The following is a 17,115-nucleotide window of genomic DNA, read 5'->3' as shown; positions in this document are numbered from 1 at the left end:
AAAAAATGGAAAAACCAACATATTTAACGATTAAAGCTCTAACGAAATATATAAAGCGCAAGTTTGATGCCGATCCGCATCTTAAGGACATTCTCGTCAAGGGAGAAATATCCAATTTTAAAAGGCATTCGAGCGGTCATATGTATTTTACGTTAAAAGATGAGCACGCCCGCATTAATGCCGTCATGTTTTCCAGATTTGCTTCCAGCTTGAAATTCACACCGGAAAACGGCATGCATGTCCTTGTCAAAGGGAGCGTTACTGTCTATGAAATGAGTGGGCAGTATCAAATGTATGTAGCTGAAATGCAGCCGGACGGAATAGGGGAACTATATCTTGCTTATGAACAATTAAAAGAAAAGCTTGAAAAAGAAGGACTGTTTCATGAGGAGAAGAAAAAAACACTTCCCGCTTTTCCCGAGACGATCGGGGTCATTACATCTCCAACTGGAGCCGCAATCAGAGATATTATCACAACTTTGAAACGCCGCTACCCAATCGGAAAAATCATCGTGATTCCGGCAATGGTCCAAGGCGTAAATGCCTCGGGCTCCATTGCTCACGCCATTAGAAAAGCAAATGATAAAAATATTGCCGATGTACTTATTGTCGGACGTGGCGGAGGCTCTATAGAGGAATTGTGGGCTTTCAATGAAGAAATTGTGGCTAGGGAAATCGCGGCCTCGCATATTCCCATCATTTCAGCAGTAGGCCATGAAACGGACTTTACCATCGCAGATTTTGCGGCCGATGTAAGGGCGGCTACTCCGACAGCGGCCGCAGAACTCGCTGTCCCTCACATAAATGATTTGCTGGATCAGTTAATGCAGCGCAAAACAAGGCTATACCAAAGCATGTCGGCAATTGTTAAAACAGGAAAAAGCAAGCTGAATTATTTGGAACAATCATATTTGTTTAGAAATCCCGAAAGAATATATGAACAAAAATGGCTTCATTTGGACAGATTGACAGAGAAGCTACATCATGCCCAAAACCATATTCTCCTCAAAAAAAAGCATCGTTACGAAGATCTAAGCAACGGACTTTCCAGGTATCATCCACTGTCAATCGTGAAGTCTGGAAAGGAAAGAGTTTTGCGGGCCGAACGAAGGCTTGCATTGGAATCCAAAGCTGTTTTTAAATCCAAAGCTGGAGAGTTTTCTGGAAAAGTGGCCACATTGGAAGCTTTAAACCCGTTAAATATATTGAGAAGAGGGTTTAATATAGCTTATACAGAGGAAGGGAAGCTGCTCAAAAGCATCCACCAATCGGAAAAGGGGGACAACTTGGCGATCCAGCTTGTGGATGGCAAGCTGTTTTGTACGATAAATGAGAAGGAAAAGGGGGCAAAAGAATGAGTGAGAAACTGACGTTTGAACAAGCTCTCGAAGAGCTGGAGGCTATTATCGTCCGATTGGAAGAAGGGGATATTCCCCTTGAAGAAGCTCTCGAAATGTATCAAAAAGGGATGGCATTATCTAAAATATGCCATGATAAATTAAAATTCGCGGAAGAAAAATTGACGAAAGTGTTGACCGAAGAAGGCGAAAAAGAGTTTCACATTCATGAGGAGGAGCAAGATTGACCACAGATTTGAACCAATTTATGGACACGCACAAGGAATTATTAAACGAGCAGTTGTTATTGAAAATCTCGGAACTTGAAGCTCCTCCCAAACTGAAGGACGCGATGTCGTACTCTTTAAAAGCCGGGGGAAAAAGAATCAGGCCCCTTTTATTATTTGCTGTCATTAAGTCATTTGGCAAAGATCCGATACTTGGGCTTCCCGCCGCCTTGGCCCTGGAAATGATTCATACCTACTCTTTAATTCATGACGACCTTCCAAGCATGGATAACGATGATTTAAGGAGAGGGTTGCCAACCAATCATAAAGTGTATGGAGAGGCGATGGCCATTTTGGCCGGAGACGGTTTGCTTACATATGCTTTTGAATTGATCGCCGCTGATACTTCTTTAAATCCTGCCACACGGGTCAGCATGATTCACTTACTGGCCCAATGCGCAGGTCCCGAGGGAATGGTAGGCGGCCAAGTGGCTGATATGGAAGGTGAAAACAAATCCTTGACAATAAATGAACTTGAAAATATCCACCACCGTAAAACAGGAAAATTATTATCGTTCGCCATTTTGGCCGGGGCCACAATCGGCGGGGCCGTGGAAGATCAAATCAGATCATTCCAACAATTTTCATATCATCTTGGCCTAGGATTTCAAATAAGTGATGATATTTTGGATGTTGAAGGCGATGAAGACGTATTGGGGAAACCGGTGGGAAGTGACACCGGCAGACAAAAAAGCACTTATCCTTCTCTACTTACGATGGAAGGAGCCAAAAAGCAGCTTCAGTACCATATTCATGAAGCGAAAGCGGCGTTAAGGGAGACGAAGCTGTCGACTGGCTTGCTCGAACAAATGACTGACTTGATTGCGGTTCGCACTTATTAGAAATCAGTTGGATCATTTGATATGAAAAAGCGATTATGTTATAATTTCTTAAGATTATCGGATGGTGCAGTATTCTAGTCATCCTACCGGTTCTGAAGGTGAGCCTAAAAATTCACTAAAGGGCACATCGATGAAGTTCCTTGTTTCGGCTTGAGGCGCCCAGCCTTGGGTTGGAGCTGGGAGTAAAGGTTTAAGGGCGATCCACAAAGGCATGTGGGCGTGGACCCTTTGCCGCGGAGGCTCCGCAGTCACTATATGTGAGAAAAAGCGGAGTATAGACCTGCAATGTGATGTGGGGCATCACTAGCAGCGTAGCCTGCCTTGCGTGAAGTTTGAGGGGATTATGGTTATAAGAATACGGAACGGTTGGCCATCGTCCCGTTTTCTTCCGTCCATATGAAATCAGCTTTGCAAAAGAGGCTAAGAACTTGGTTAAAGGTTGTTGAGGAAATCTCCTAGACTGTTCCAAAGGATATGATAAGGGGATTACAGTGCGGACTGAGTGGCAATCCAGTCTGACAGCTGGCGACACTGTCAAAGCGGGCTTAAAGGGAAACCGCCGCCATGGCGACATGCGGTACCTGCTTGGGAAAACCTACTGGACCTAAGCCGTAAACTTTACTCTTATGATAACCATCCAAACTAATTCCTATAAACGGTGAATGACAAACATATTATGAATCATCTGATAAAAAATTCTATAAAATGGAGTATAAGCATTGCCGTTATCACTTTTGTGTTAGCGGCTATTTTTTCAATTGCTTCAAACGGCATTTTGATCGGAGTGCCTTGGACTTTGGGCCTTCTTGTTGTTCTTGTAATTGTATGCATAGGAATCCTTTTTGACATGATAGGGATTGCAGCGGCTGCTGCCAATGAAACGCCCTTTCATTCAATGGCGGCAAGAAAGGTGCACGGGGCAAAGCATTCCATTTTAATTGTAAGAAACGCGGACAGGGTGGCAAGCTTTTGCAATGACGTCATTGGAGATATTTCCGGCATTATAAGCGGAACAGCATCTGCCCTTGTCGTTATTCAAATTGCCCAGTCCATTCATCTTCAAGCTACATCGGTTGAATACGCAATCAATGTGGGATTAGCGAGTTTTATTGCCGCTATAACCGTTGGCGGAAAGGCGTTAGGAAAATCCTTTGCGATTACATACTCGCGTGATATTATTCTCCATGTGGGTAAAATTTTGCAGTTCCTTGAAGATAGATTCCATCTGACAATCATCAAAGATCATAAGAAGAAAAGGCCGAAGCAAAAATCCAAGAAATGAAAGTGAGTGATCCGTTTGGATCTCATGTCAATTAAAGATCCCTCTTTTCTAAAGGAACTTGATATATGGCAGCTAGATGAACTTAGCGAAGAAATCCGGCGTTTCCTGATAGAAACATTATCCAGGACAGGGGGCCATATCGGTCCCAATTTAGGTGTAGTAGAGCTGACGATTGCCCTTCATAAATGTTTTGACAGCCCCAAAGATAAAATTATTTGGGATGTCGGGCACCAATCATATGTACACAAGATTTTAACGGGGAGAGCGTGCCAATTTGACACCCTCCGCCAATATAAAGGGTTGTGCGGCTTTCCTAAAATGTCCGAAAGCGAACACGATGTTTGGGAAACAGGACACAGTTCAACATCTTTGTCGGCGGCGATGGGCATGGCTATTGCACGCGATGTCAAAAAGGCAAATAATTTTGTGGTTCCCGTCATTGGCGACGGAGCTCTAACTGGCGGTATGGCCTTGGAAGCTTTAAACCATATCGGCCATGAACAAAAGGATATGATTGTTGTTCTCAATGATAACGAGATGTCCATTGCCCCCAATGTCGGCGCATTGCATAACGTGCTCGGAAGGCTAAGGACGGCAGGGAAGTACCATTGGGCAAAAGAAGAACTCGATTACTTGTTGAAAAAGATTCCGGCTGTTGGCGGAAAATTGGCGGCAACAGCGGAAAAGGTAAAAGATAGTCTGAAATATATGCTTGTTTCAGGTGTGTTTTTTGAAGAACTCGGGTTCACTTATCTCGGACCCGTTGATGGTCATGACTTCGACTCATTGTTTGAAAACATTTCATATGCCAAGAAAACAAAGGGTCCCGTTTTATTGCATGTGATTACAAAAAAAGGGAAAGGGTACGAACCCGCTGAACATGACAGAATCGGAACTTGGCACGGAACGGGCCAATATAAAATAGATACGGGAGACTTAATCAAGCCAGTCAATGCTCCGCCATCGTGGAGCTCATTGGTAAGTGAAACCGTCAGAAAGCTTGCCCGCAAGGACGAGCGAATTGTGGCCATTACCCCGGCGATGCCGGTCGGATCCAAGCTGGAAGGTTTTGCGGAGGAATTCCCCGATCGAATGTTTGATGTGGGAATTGCCGAGCAGCATGCGACAACAATGGCTGCCGGTCTGGCAACGCAAAAAATGAAGCCGTACTTGGCGATCTACTCTACCTTCTTGCAAAGAGCGTATGATCAGGTCCTTCATGATATCAGCAGGCAAAATCTGAATGTTTTTATCGGGATCGACAGGGCCGGTCTGGTGGGGGCAGATGGAGAAACACACCAGGGCGTATTCGATATCGCTTTTTTAAGGCATCTGCCGAACATGGTCATTATGATGCCAAAAGACGAAAATGAAGGCCAGCATATGGTCAATACAGCCATTCAATATGATGATGGGCCGATCGCTCTCCGTTTTCCCCGGGGGAACGGATATGGCGTCTCAATGGACTCTGAATTGAAACAAATACCAATCGGTTCGTGGGAAGTATTAAAACAGGGAACAGACGCAGCGATTCTGACATTCGGCACGACCATCCCGTTGGCCCTTGACGCCGCAAACAGGCTTGAAAAACAAGGCATTTCCGTTCAGGTCGTCAACGCCCGTTTTATCAAACCGCTTGATGAACAACTTTTGCATGGCCTGTTACGGAGAAATATGCCGATATTGACGATTGAGGAAGCCGTATTACAGGGTGGATTTGGCAGTGCGGTGCTTGAGTTTGCGAGTGAACACGAATACCGCCATGCTTTTATTGACAGAATTGGCGTGCCCGACCGCTTTGTAGAGCATGGCAATGTGAAGGAACTGCTAAAAGAAATCGGGATGACACCTGAAAATATTGTCATGAAAATAAAGGCGCTCATGCCAAAAAAACAAAAAAGGGCGTAAGACATGAAAGTGAAGAAGACAAGGCTTGATTTGCTCTTGGTAGAAAGAGGCTTGATTGAAACAAGGGAAAAAGCGAAAAGAGCGATTATGGCGGGAATTGTATTTACAAACGAAACGAGGCTGGACAAACCCGGTGAAAAGGTCGAGATTGACATTCCCCTCACTGTTAAGGGGAATGTCATTCCTTATGTGAGCCGAGGCGGCTTAAAGTTGGAAAAAGCTATACAGCAGTTTCAATTGAATTTGAAAGATAAAGTTTTGCTGGATATTGGCGCTTCGACGGGCGGCTTTACGGATTGTGCGCTTCAACACGGGGCAAGACTGTCTTATGCCTTGGATGTGGGTTATAATCAGTTGGCGTGGAAGTTAAGACAGGATGAACGTGTTGTTGTAATGGAAAGGACAAATTTTCGCTATGTAACGCCTGATGCATTTCCCATCAAGCCTGAAATGGCAGTGATAGATGTCTCTTTTATATCATTAACCTTAATCTTGCCTGTTTTAAAAAACATACTTGTCCCCAAAAGCGATGTCATCGCATTGATCAAGCCTCAGTTTGAAGCAGGCAAAGACCAGGTTGGTAAAAAAGGCATTATACGAGACGCGAAAATCCATGAAGAGGTCATTATAAAAATAAAAGAGTTTGCCATATCCGAAGGCTACGATGTCAAAAACCTTGCTTTTTCTCCTATTACCGGCGGTGAAGGAAACATTGAGTTTCTCATTCATTTACGATATGAAGGTGAAAAGGAGACAGGCAGTGACGATACCAGCGAGGAAGCGGCGGATATTGTACAACAGGCGCATAGTCAATTGAACAAGCCACAATGATTGGGCAATCTGTTATAGATTGCCCTTTTTTCAATGAAAAATTATAATACTAAATAATGATGGATAGCATAAAAATGCGATTTCATGTAAAGGTAAGAGGTGGAAAATATGAGCAAGGCACGGCGCCATTTAAAAATCCGGGAAGTGATCGGAAAAAAGGAAATTGAAACGCAGGACGAGCTTGTCGATTACTTGAAAAATCAAGGCTTTAATGTTACGCAGGCAACCGTATCAAGGGATATAAAAGAATTGCATCTGGTGAAAGTTCCCCTTCCGGACGGCCGGTATAAATACAGTCTTCCAGCCGATCAGCGGTTTAATCCGCTGCAGAAATTAAAGCGGTCTTTGACGGAGTCTTTTATCGGAATAGATTATACAGAAAACTTTATAGTATTAAAAACACTTCCGGGTAATGCCCAGGCCGTCGGCGCACTGATCGATAACCTTGATTGGGAAGAAATAATGGGGACGATTTGCGGAGATGACACATGTTTGATTATTTGCAGGACACCCGAATATGCCGAGACAATCAATGAAAAGTTTATCAACATGCTTTAAGGGGAGGAATTCTTTGTTACAGGAATTGTCGATTAGAAACTTTGCCATCATTGATAAAATATCGATTTCTTTTTCGGAAGGGTTAACTGTCTTAACCGGAGAAACGGGGGCAGGAAAATCGATTATTATTGATGCGGTCCATTTATTGGTTGGCGGGCGGGGATCAGCGGAGTTTGTGCGGCATGGTGAAAAAAAAGCGGAAATAGAAGGCTTGTTTTTTATACATGATGAACATTCCTGTATTAAAAAAGCGTCTGAATATGGAATTGATGTAGAAGAAGGAATGGTCGTTTTGCGCCGGGAGATTTCAAACACCGGTAAAAGCGTTTGCCGGGTGAATGGAAAGCTCGTCACGATCGCTACAATGCGTGAGATCGGCAGCTCGCTCATCGATATCCATGGACAGCATGAGCATCAGGAATTAATGAATGATGCCTTACATGTATTGCTTTTGGATCAATATGGAAAAAAAGAAATCGTTCCTGCCCGGGAGCGTTACACAAATGTTTATGAAAAATACTTGGAAGTACAAAATAAAATCAAAGAGCTAAGCAAAACGGAGCAGCAAATGGCCCATCGTCTCGATTTACTGCAATTTCAAATGCGGGAAATTGAAAAGGCAAACCTTAAAATGAATGAAGATGACCTGCTTGAAGAAGAAAGAAAGCGGCTCGTTAATTTCGAAAAATTGTTTGGCTCTTTAAAAGACGGATACGAACAGCTTCAGGGAGATCAACGCGGCCTTGACTCTATAGGCCGTGCTATGAGCATGCTGGAAACAGCGGCTGAAGTTGACAGCAAATACCAATCCATCAAAGAGTCAGTGTCGAACAGTTATTATATGTTGGAAGATGCTGTTTTAACCATTAGAACTGAGCTTGATATGCTTGAATACGATCCAATGCGATTAAATGAAATTGAGTCGCGCTTGAATGAAATCAACCAGTTAAAAAGGAAATACGGTTATACAGTAGAACAAATTTTGGATTATTATGAGAAGATTAAGGAAGAAACCGAATCGATTCTCAATAAGGAAAGCCGCCTCGAAGAGTTACAAAAGCAGCTGGACAAGTTGAAAAAACAACTGATGGATATAGGCAATCATTTGACTAAAATCCGGAAAAAATGGGCAAACAAATTAACAAATGCCATTCATCGAGAATTAAAAGAACTGTACATGGACAAGACCGTTTTTGAGGTTACTTTTAACGAACAGCTCCCAAGTGGAAACGGGTTGGACAACATTCAATTTTACATTTCAACCAACCCCGGAGAGCCGTTAAAGCCTTTGTCCAAAGTCGCTTCCGGTGGAGAACTGTCGCGCATTATGCTGGCGCTCAAGACGATATTTTCGACAAGAGTCACTTCCGTCATATTCGATGAAGTGGATACGGGTGTAAGTGGCCGGGTCGCGCAAGCAATGGCAGAGAAAATGTACAAAATATCCGTTAATTCCCAAGTCCTTTGTATTTCCCATTTACCGCAAGTTGCTGCAATGGCGGATCATCATATGCTTATTGCCAAAGAGATCATTCATAAAAGAACACGAACAACGATTAAAAACTTGACTGAAAAAGAAAAAATAAAAGAAATTGGCCGCATGATTTCTGGAACCGAGATAACTGACATTACAAAAAGGCATGCCAAAGAATTGCTTCAATCTGCCTATACCATAAAAAAGCCTTAAAAAAAATGAAAAGCTATCCTTCATTGGACATCTTTTTTTCTCGCCCCCAGTTATAAATGCACGTTCTGGAGGTCACATTATAACTGTGGACTAGAAGGCGAGGAGAGTGAAAAAGAAACTGATGAAAGAGCGCTTAAGAAAAATAACAGGTGTAATTCTCCTTGTATCTCTAATCATGATTGGCTTTTCCAAGCCGTTTCAACAATATGTTCACATACCTCTAAGTATCACGATGTTCGAAGGGGATAAGCAGGCATTTCCAAAGTCGGGTGCTGTTGCAGCTTCAGCTGATGCGGTAGACACGTTTACGCTTGAGGATCAAGATGAGGCTGTATCCCTAAAAGGGGAAAACAGCGGAAAAGATGAAATGATCCTTCAGCTTGCGGGTTTGCCCATGAAAAAGGTAAACGTGAATGTATTGAAACAGTTCAAAGTACTCCCGGGCGGGCAGTCCATTGGCGTCAAAATGAATACGCTGGGTGTCCTCGTTGTCGGACATCACCTTGTCACCAACAATGACGGGAAATTTTCTCCTGGGGAAGAGGCCGGCATCAAGGTAGGCGATATGATCACTGCGATTGACGGAAACAAAATTAAAAGCATGAACGAAGTGGCCCGTTATGTGGAAAATGCCGGCGAGAATGGAAAGCCGCTTAATATGACGATTCGCCGAGAACAGGAACAATTTGAGACAAAACTTGTCCCGATAAAAGACGAAAAGGAACAGGTCTTTAAATTGGGTTTGTATATCAGAGACTCCGCTGCAGGCATTGGAACAATGACTTTTTATGATCCAAATTCGAAAAAATACGGTGCCCTCGGCCATGTTATATCGGATATGGACACGAAAAAGCCCATTATTGTAGAAGACGGTCAAATTGTTGAATCAACGGTAACTTCCATTGAAAAAGGAAAACATGGAGATCCCGGAGAAAAACTGGCTCGTTTTTCCGGCAATAAAGAAATCATTGGAAACATCACCTTAAACAGTCCGTTCGGCATATTTGGAACGCTAAAAAAAGACATTAAAAACGGCGTCATGGACACGCCGCTCTCCATTGGGCTGGCCCATCAAGTACAGGAAGGACCGGCCAAGATTTTAACTGTTACAGACGGGAATGAAGTAAAAGCGTACGACATTGAAATTGTCAGTACGATTCCACAAAAATTCCCGGCAACAAAGGGAATGGTCATTAAAGTAACAGATAAAGATCTGCTGAATAAAACAGGTGGAATCGTTCAGGGGATGAGCGGGAGTCCGATCATCCAAAACAACAAGCTGATCGGCGCAGTAACTCATGTATTTGTAAATGATCCGACTTCCGGCTATGGTGTCCATATTGAATGGATGCTGCATGAAGCGGGCATTAACATTTATGAAGAAGGTCAAGAAAAAATGGAAAAAGCTGGTTAAGGGGGCATATGCATAGCCCCCATTTTTTTGTATGTAAAAGGGCTATCACAGAAAATCAGTTTTCACTGACTTTCTGGACAGCCCTGTTTTTTATGCAAATAATGTTGGTTTATGACGAAATAGGTGGAAGAAAATAGCAAATATCAGCTTTCTTTGTCTTTTTCTCTTATTTTTGAAATATAAAAAGGATTTTACCTTTTCTTGGCGTAATTGTCTGTTAGAATAAATTTATAAATAAATCCGTTTGAGACTTAGGGAGGAACTAAAATTGAAGAAAATAAAAGTCGCACTTGTAGATGATAACCGCGAATTAATTTCTTTGCTTGTGGAGTACATGTCCACCCAAAGTGACATCGAGATTGTCGGAACTGCGCATAATGGGCAAGAATGCCTGAACTTGCTGGAGAAAGTTGATGTCGATGTGTTGATTTTGGATATTATTATGCCTCATTTGGATGGTCTTGGCGTATTGGAAAGAATTAGGGAGTCTGAAACAATTCCGTTTCCGAATGTTATTATGTTGACGGCATTTGGGCAGGAAGATGTAACAACAAAAGCAGTGGAACTCGGTGCATCTTACTTCATTTTAAAACCGTTTGATATGGAATATCTGGTGAACCATATACGCAATGTGAGCGGGAAAGGCACACGAGCCGTAAAATCCGCCACCACCCACACAAAGAAGCAAGGCGAGGATAAAGCGAAAAACCTTGAAGCAAGCATTACATCCGTTATTCATGAAATCGGTGTTCCCGCCCATATCAAAGGCTATTTGTATTTAAGGGAAGCAATATCAATGGTATATCATGATATTGAATTGCTTGGGGCCATTACAAAAGTGCTTTATCCAGATATCGCCAAAAAATACAATACGACAGCAAGCCGTGTTGAAAGAGCGATTCGCCATGCAATTGAAGTGGCATGGAGCCGCGGGAATATTGATGCCATTTCATCCCTGTTTGGCTATACGATCAGCATGTCCAAAGCCAAGCCTACCAATAGTGAATTTATCGCGATGGTTGCCGACAAGCTAAGGCTTGAACATAAGGCGTCATAATTATTTCTTCTTTATAACATTTTAAAAAATCATGAGGGTGTAGACCCTTTGAGGTGGTAAGCAGATGACATACATACTAGCACATCGAGGATCTGCGGGCACTCACCCGGAAAATACGATGGAAGCTTTTATTGCCGCGGAAAAGGCGGGGGCAGACGGGATTGAATTGGATGTCCAACTGGCGGCGGATGGAGAAATTGTCGTCATACATGATCTAACTGTCGACAGAACGACAAATGGCAGTGGCTATGTAAAAGATTTTACTTTTGAACAGCTCCGGAAATTAAAAGCGAATTTTCATTCTACCCATTTTTTTAAAAAAGCCGCACGCATTCCTTCTTTGCGGGAAGTGTTTGAATGGCTGGAAGGGAATGGCCTTATATGCAATGTGGAGTTGAAAAATAACGTAAAGGCTTATAAAGGTTTGGAAGAAAAGGTGATTAGTCTTATCAGGGAATTTTGCTTGGAAGGGCGGGTCATCATTTCTTCCTTTAACCACAATTCACTCGTTCATTGTATCCAATTGGCGCCTGATATCCAAACGGCTCCGCTGTATAAAGAAGTTCTTTTTCGACCGTGGGATTATGCCCGGACGCTCCAGGCAAGCGGCATTCATCCAAATTTCAAATGCATTTCCCCTGAAGACATAGAGGCAGCCATGGATTGCGGGATTGCGGTTCGGCCTTACACGGTCAATAAAGAAAAAGATATGAGAAAGCTATTTGCCATCAATTGTTCGGCCATTATAACAGATTATCCGAAAAAGGCATATCGAATCAGGAATCAATACCCATAAAAGGTCTGCATATACTGCAGATCTTTTATTAGGTAAAGTTGCCGGCTGTATAGGTTATCTTTTTTTGAAGCGTTCCTGTACCTTATTTCTTTTTCGGTCCCGATGTAAAATAAAACCTCCTATAAAACCTAAGCCGACAATAAAAAAAACAAGCCCGGCAAGAAATTGAATCCCCAAACTCGGAAAAGGAGACTGTAAAATTCCGAACAGCATATCCCTCATCAATTTGATGCCATAGCCAGCCAAAATCCCTGGGAGCAATAATATAATAAGTGCAATAATTCGTGCCATATACATCTCCTTGAAAAAATACTTCAAAAAAATCATATCCTATCGGTAACATTTGTCAAGCACCGAGCTTTTCGTTACAATCAATGATGATAAGTCTCATTCATATTTCCAGTACAGTCGGCAGACGGCTTCAATAAGCAACTTCATAAATAAGAAAGTGGGGGGTTGTCCGGTGAACATATTTCAAAACCTGGCAGAGCATGACTATGAACAATTGGTATTTTGCCATGATGAGCAGTCTGGGTTAAAGGCCATTATAGCTATTCATGACACTACTTTGGGTCCCGCCCTTGGCGGCACAAGAATGTGGACATACGATAGTGAAGAAGCGGCCATTCAGGATGCATTGCGGCTCGCAAGGGGAATGACTTATAAAAATGCAGCAGCCGGCTTAAGCCTGGGTGGCGGAAAAGCTGTGATCATGGGTGATCCGAAAAAAGACAAAAATGAAGAGATGTTCAGGGCTTTTGGGCGATACATACAAGGATTAAACGGGCGCTATATCACGGCAGAAGACGTTGGAACATCTGTCCAAGATATGGATCTCATCCATGAAGAAACGAATTTTGTTACCGGAATTTCTCCGGCATTCGGTTCGTCCGGAAATCCGTCCCCGGTCACCGCCTATGGCTGCTATGTCGGAATGAAAGCAGCTGCCAAAGAGGCATTTGGAACAGATTCGTTAGAGGGCCGAACAGTGGCTGTCCAAGGTGTCGGCAATGTTGCCTTTGAGCTATGCCGTTACTTGCACGAAGAAGGTGCCCGTCTTGTTGTGACGGATATTAATAAGGAGGCTGTAAATCGCGCAGTAGAAGCTTTTGACGCAAATACTGCTGATCCGAGTGATATCTATGGAGTAGAGGCAGACATTTTTTCTCCTTGTGCCCTTGGAGCCGTGATTAATGATGATACAATCCCGCAATTAAAGGTAAAAGTCATTGCTGGTTCCGCAAACAATCAGTTAAAAGAAAATAGGCACGGCGACATCATACATGAAAAGGGGATCGTTTACGCCCCTGATTATGTCATTAACGCCGGTGGGGTCATTAATGTGGCGGATGAACTTTACGGATATAATAAAGAGCGGGCGTTAAAGAAGGTGGAAACGATATACAACAATGTTGAGAAAGTGATCATGATCTCAAAACGGGATAACATCCCTACATATATGGCGGCTGATCGCATGGCCGAAGAAAGAATAGAAAAGCTAAAAAATTCCAGAAGTCAGTTTTTATTAAATGATAAGCACATTCTCCATCACCGGATTTAGACAAGTTTTTTTAGGAAAAGTTATGAGTGTCATGTCTGAAAATGGGGTATGAGGAGGTAAGAAATGGCAAAAGAGTATGACCTCGTTATTATCGGCGGGGGTACAGGGGGATATGTTGCTGCCATCCGCGCTTCACAGTTGGGTCTCAAAACGGCACTTGTGGAAAAAGACCGGATCGGCGGCACATGTTTGCATAAAGGTTGCATTCCGAGTAAAGCGCTGCTTCGCACCGCAGAAGTATATGCAACAGCTAAACGAAGTGAGGACTTTGGCGTGACTGCTGAAAGTGTCCATTTGAATTTTGCAAAAGCGCAAGAAAGAAAAAATGGTATTATCGCCACGCTGTACAAAGGTGTGCAGCATTTAATGAAAAAGGGAAAAATTGATGTTTATCATGGTATCGGCAGAATTTTGGGCCCTTCCATTTTTTCTCCACTGCCGGGCACTGTTTCAGTGGAAATGGACAGTGGTGAAGAAAATGAAATGCTTATTCCGAAAAATGTCATCATTGCCTCCGGGTCGCGACCAAAATCTTTGCCGGGGCTGGACATCGACGGTACATCTGTTTTAACGTCTGATGAAGCACTGGAATTAAAGCAGCTTCCAAAGTCTGTTTTAATTATTGGCGGAGGAGTGCTCGGCATCGAATGGGCTTCCATGCTATCGGATTTTGGGTTGGGAGTAACCATTATGGAATATGCAGACCGCATTTTGCCTAATGAGGATCGTGATATTTCCAAAGAAATGCAAAGAATTTTAAAGAAAAAGAAGGTCAAGGTAGTTGCCAATGCCAAGGTCCTTCCTGAAACAATACAAAAAATGAATGGTTCGATCGCCATTTCTGCCATTGTCAAGGGAGAGGAGCAGACTTTTGCGGCCGAAAAAATACTCGTTTCCGTAGGACGCCGGCCAAATACGGAAAATCTCGGTCTGCAAAATACAGATATCGAGCTTGACAACGGATTTATTAAAGTGAATAAAAACTACCAAACGAAGGAATCGCATATTTATGCGATTGGAGATGTGATTGGGGGGCTCCAGCTTGCTCATGTGGCTTCTTATGAGGGAATAAAGGCTGTCGAGCATATTACGCGCCAAGACCCATCACCTATTCAATATAAAGACGTGCCGAGATGTGTTTACAGCAATCCGGAAATAGCAAGTGTCGGCTTAACGGAAGAAGAGGCCAAGGAGCTGGGACATCAAGTCAAAACAGGAAATGTTTCATTCAAAGCAATTGGAAAGGCACTTGTGTATGGCGACACGGACGGATTTGTAAAAATAATCGCCGACGTAAAGACGAATGATATTTTGGGAATACATATCATTGGCCCTCATGCAACGGATATGATATCGGAAGCCGGGCTTGCGCGAATCCTGGATGCAACGCCATGGGAGGTCGCAAACTCCATCCATCCACACCCGTCATTAAGCGAAGCGATCGGAGAAGCCGCCCTTGCTGTTGACGGACAGGCTATCCATTCATAAATTACACGGGGGGGAAAATAAATGGCAAAAAATCGTCATAAAGAACTCGGATTAAGTGATCAGGAAGTATTGAACATGTATGAGGTAATGGTGCTCGCCCGGCGGATTGATGAGCGGATGTGGCTCTTGAATCGTTCCGGAAAGATTCCGTTCGTCATTTCATGCCAAGGCCAGGAAGCGGCTCAAGTGGGGGCGGCTTTCGCGCTTGATCGTCAGCAAGATTACATACTTCCTTACTATCGGGATCTTGCCGCCGTATTATCATTTGGCATGACACCAAAGGAAGTACTCCTTTCCGCTTTTGCCAAAGCGGAAGATCCCAATTCGGGAGGACGGCAAATGCCCGGACATTTTGGGCAAAAGAAAAACAGGATCGTGACAGGATCGTCGCCTGTTACAACACAAGTTCCCCACGCTGTTGGCGTGGCGCTTGCTGCGCGTATGGATAAAAAAGATCTTGTTGCTTTTGTTACGTTTGGAGAAGGCTCATCAAACCAAGGTGATTTCCATGAAGGAGCCAATTTCGCAGGGGTTCATAAACTCCCTGTTATTTTCATGTGTGAAAACAACAAATATGCCATTTCAGTTCCGGTTGAAAAACAGCTCGCTTGTGAAAAAGTATCGGATCGCGCAGTTGGATACGGCATGCCGGGAATCACAGTCGATGGCAATGACCCTCTTGAAGTGTACAAGGTTATCAAGGAAGCGAGAGAACGGTGCATGAGAGGAGAAGGCCCGACATTGATTGAAACGATGTGCAACAGGCTTACTGCACATTCATCAGATGATGATGATCGCTTTTATCGGTCTCCAGACGAGGTCGCAAAGGCGAAAAGCCAAGACCCGATTATTTTGTTTGGAGCTTACTTAAAAGAAAGTGGCGTCATGACAGATGAAATGGAAAAAGAAATCAACGATCGGGTCATGAAACAGGTGAACGAGGCGACGGATTATGCGGAAGAAGCTCCGTATGCAGCCCCGGAACACGCCTTGAAGTATGTGTATTACGAAGGGGAGCAGGGGGAACTTTTATGACGGTAATCTCTTATATTGAAGCAGTAACGATGGCGCTGAAAGAAGAGATGGAGCGGGACGATAAAGTATTCGTGCTTGGTGAAGATGTCGGGAGAAAGGGCGGGGTGTTTAAAGCAACCCAAGGGTTGTATGAGCAGTTCGGAGAAGAACGGGTCATTGATACGCCCCTTGCCGAATCAGCGATTGCCGGCGTCGGAATCGGTGCTGCCATGTACGGATACAGGCCGGTTGCCGAGATGCAGTTCGCTGATTTTATTATGCCTGCCATCAATCAAATTATATCCGAAGCCGCCCGTATCAGGTACAGATCGAACAATGATTGGAACTGTCCGATTGTCATTCGCGCTCCATACGGAGGGGGAGTGCACGGCGCGCTTTATCATTCCCAATCGGTGGAAGCCATTTTTGCGAATCAGCCTGGCTTGAAGATCGTCATGCCTTCAACCCCATATGATGTGAAAGGTTTGTTGAAGGCAGCCATCCGCGACGAGGATCCGGTGCTGTTTTTTGAACATAAACGGGCATACAGGCTCATTAAAGGGCATGTGCCGGAAGAGGAGTACATCGTGCCTATCGGAAAAGCAGATGTGAAACGTGAAGGAGATGACATTACGGTCATCACATACGGATTATGTGTCCATTTTGCGCTTCAGGCTGCCGAACGTTTGGCGCAAGACGGTATTGAAACTCATATTTTGGATTTGCGAACAGTTTATCCGCTAGATAAGCAAGCCATTATTGATGCTGCATCCAAAACGGGAAAAGTTCTGCTTGTAACGGAAGATAATAAAGAAGGCAGCATCATGAGCGAAGTGGCAGCAATTATCTCCGAGCATTGTCTTTTTGATCTGGATGCTCCAATAAAGAGGCTTGCTGGCCCGGATGTTCCAGCTATGCCTTACGCGCCGACAATGGAAAAGTATTTTATGGTCAACCCTGACAAAGTCGAAAAAGCGATGCGGGAGCTTGCAGATTTTTAAGTATTCAATATAGTAGCCCCTACCATTTTTAATGGGGGAGGGCCGCTACTTA

16 protein-coding genes are annotated in these 17,115 nt (G+C 43.7%); 15 read left to right on the top strand and 1 reads right to left on the bottom strand.

Going from position 1 to position 17,115, the window contains the following annotated elements:
* Positions 1-5 precede the first annotated feature (5 nt).
* The 11 genes from xseA (at position 6) to JOC94_RS03445 (ending at position 11,999) form a co-directional block, all read left to right on the top strand.
* Complete coding sequence (gene xseA, locus JOC94_RS03495; RefSeq protein ID WP_077111343.1) at positions 6-1,358, top strand: exodeoxyribonuclease VII large subunit; 1,353 nt, start codon at positions 6-8, stop codon at positions 1,356-1,358.
* Complete coding sequence (gene xseB / locus JOC94_RS03490) at positions 1,355-1,585, top strand: exodeoxyribonuclease VII small subunit (RefSeq protein ID WP_077111341.1); 231 nt, start codon at positions 1,355-1,357, stop codon at positions 1,583-1,585. Before xseA ends, xseB begins: the two co-directional genes overlap by 4 nt.
* The gene (locus JOC94_RS03485) at positions 1,582-2,466 is read left to right on the top strand and encodes a polyprenyl synthetase family protein (protein ID WP_236016957.1); all 885 of its coding nucleotides are present in this window, start codon (positions 1,582-1,584) and stop codon (positions 2,464-2,466) included. The genes xseB and JOC94_RS03485 overlap by 4 nt, the downstream gene beginning before the upstream one ends.
* Before the next feature lie 676 nt (positions 2,467-3,142).
* Positions 3,143-3,748 (top strand): hypothetical protein, encoded by a 606-nt coding sequence (locus JOC94_RS03480; protein ID WP_077111339.1) that lies wholly within the window; start codon positions 3,143-3,145, stop codon positions 3,746-3,748.
* Positions 3,749-3,763: 15 nt separating this feature from the next.
* On the top strand, positions 3,764-5,656 hold the full coding sequence (gene dxs, locus JOC94_RS03475) for a 1-deoxy-D-xylulose-5-phosphate synthase (protein ID WP_077111338.1): 1,893 nt from the start codon (positions 3,764-3,766) through the stop codon (positions 5,654-5,656).
* A gap of 3 nt (positions 5,657-5,659) precedes the next feature.
* Entirely contained in the window at positions 5,660-6,487 is an 828-nt protein-coding gene (locus JOC94_RS03470; RefSeq protein WP_077111336.1) for a TlyA family RNA methyltransferase, read from the top strand.
* 108 nt (positions 6,488-6,595) lie between these two features.
* Positions 6,596-7,045, top strand: coding sequence for a transcriptional regulator AhrC/ArgR (gene ahrC, locus JOC94_RS03465; RefSeq protein WP_077111335.1), 450 nt, complete (start codon positions 6,596-6,598; stop codon positions 7,043-7,045).
* Positions 7,046-7,058: 13 nt separating this feature from the next.
* The gene (gene recN / locus JOC94_RS03460) at positions 7,059-8,732 is read left to right on the top strand and encodes a DNA repair protein RecN (protein WP_077111334.1); all 1,674 of its coding nucleotides are present in this window, start codon (positions 7,059-7,061) and stop codon (positions 8,730-8,732) included.
* Between the two features lie 121 nt (positions 8,733-8,853).
* Positions 8,854-10,146, top strand: coding sequence for a SpoIVB peptidase (spoIVB, locus tag JOC94_RS03455; protein ID WP_077111394.1), 1,293 nt, complete (start codon positions 8,854-8,856; stop codon positions 10,144-10,146).
* A 268-nt stretch (positions 10,147-10,414) separates the two neighbouring features.
* Positions 10,415-11,203, top strand: coding sequence for a sporulation transcription factor Spo0A (gene spo0A, locus JOC94_RS03450; protein ID WP_077111333.1), 789 nt, complete (start codon positions 10,415-10,417; stop codon positions 11,201-11,203).
* Positions 11,204-11,267: 64 nt separating this feature from the next.
* The gene (locus JOC94_RS03445) at positions 11,268-11,999 is read left to right on the top strand and encodes a glycerophosphodiester phosphodiesterase (RefSeq protein ID WP_077111331.1); all 732 of its coding nucleotides are present in this window, start codon (positions 11,268-11,270) and stop codon (positions 11,997-11,999) included.
* Between the two features lie 54 nt (positions 12,000-12,053).
* Here JOC94_RS03445 and JOC94_RS03440 read toward each other — a convergent pair whose 3' ends face one another.
* Complete coding sequence (locus JOC94_RS03440; protein ID WP_077111330.1) at positions 12,054-12,290, bottom strand: DUF2627 domain-containing protein; 237 nt, start codon at positions 12,288-12,290, stop codon at positions 12,054-12,056.
* Positions 12,291-12,462: 172 nt separating this feature from the next.
* Between JOC94_RS03440 and JOC94_RS03435 the strand changes: the two genes are divergently transcribed.
* From JOC94_RS03435 to JOC94_RS03420, 4 genes are all read left to right on the top strand, one after another.
* The gene (locus JOC94_RS03435; protein ID WP_077111329.1) at positions 12,463-13,560 is read left to right on the top strand and encodes a Leu/Phe/Val dehydrogenase; all 1,098 of its coding nucleotides are present in this window, start codon (positions 12,463-12,465) and stop codon (positions 13,558-13,560) included.
* Positions 13,561-13,623: 63 nt separating this feature from the next.
* On the top strand, positions 13,624-15,048 hold the full coding sequence (gene lpdA / locus JOC94_RS03430; protein WP_077111328.1) for a dihydrolipoyl dehydrogenase: 1,425 nt from the start codon (positions 13,624-13,626) through the stop codon (positions 15,046-15,048).
* 21 nt (positions 15,049-15,069) lie between these two features.
* Entirely contained in the window at positions 15,070-16,083 is a 1,014-nt protein-coding gene (locus JOC94_RS03425; protein WP_077111326.1) for a thiamine pyrophosphate-dependent dehydrogenase E1 component subunit alpha, read from the top strand.
* A complete protein-coding gene (locus JOC94_RS03420) occupies positions 16,080-17,063 on the top strand; it encodes an alpha-ketoacid dehydrogenase subunit beta (protein WP_077111324.1) in 984 nt (327 codons plus the stop codon). The genes JOC94_RS03425 and JOC94_RS03420 overlap by 4 nt, the downstream gene beginning before the upstream one ends.
* The last annotated feature ends 52 nt before the right edge of the window (positions 17,064-17,115 follow it).

It is taken from the genome of Siminovitchia thermophila, from assembly GCF_016909185.1.
Lineage (GTDB): Bacteria > Bacillota > Bacilli > Bacillales > Bacillaceae_C > Siminovitchia > Siminovitchia thermophila.
This window is presented reverse-complemented; position numbering and strand designations above follow the sequence as displayed.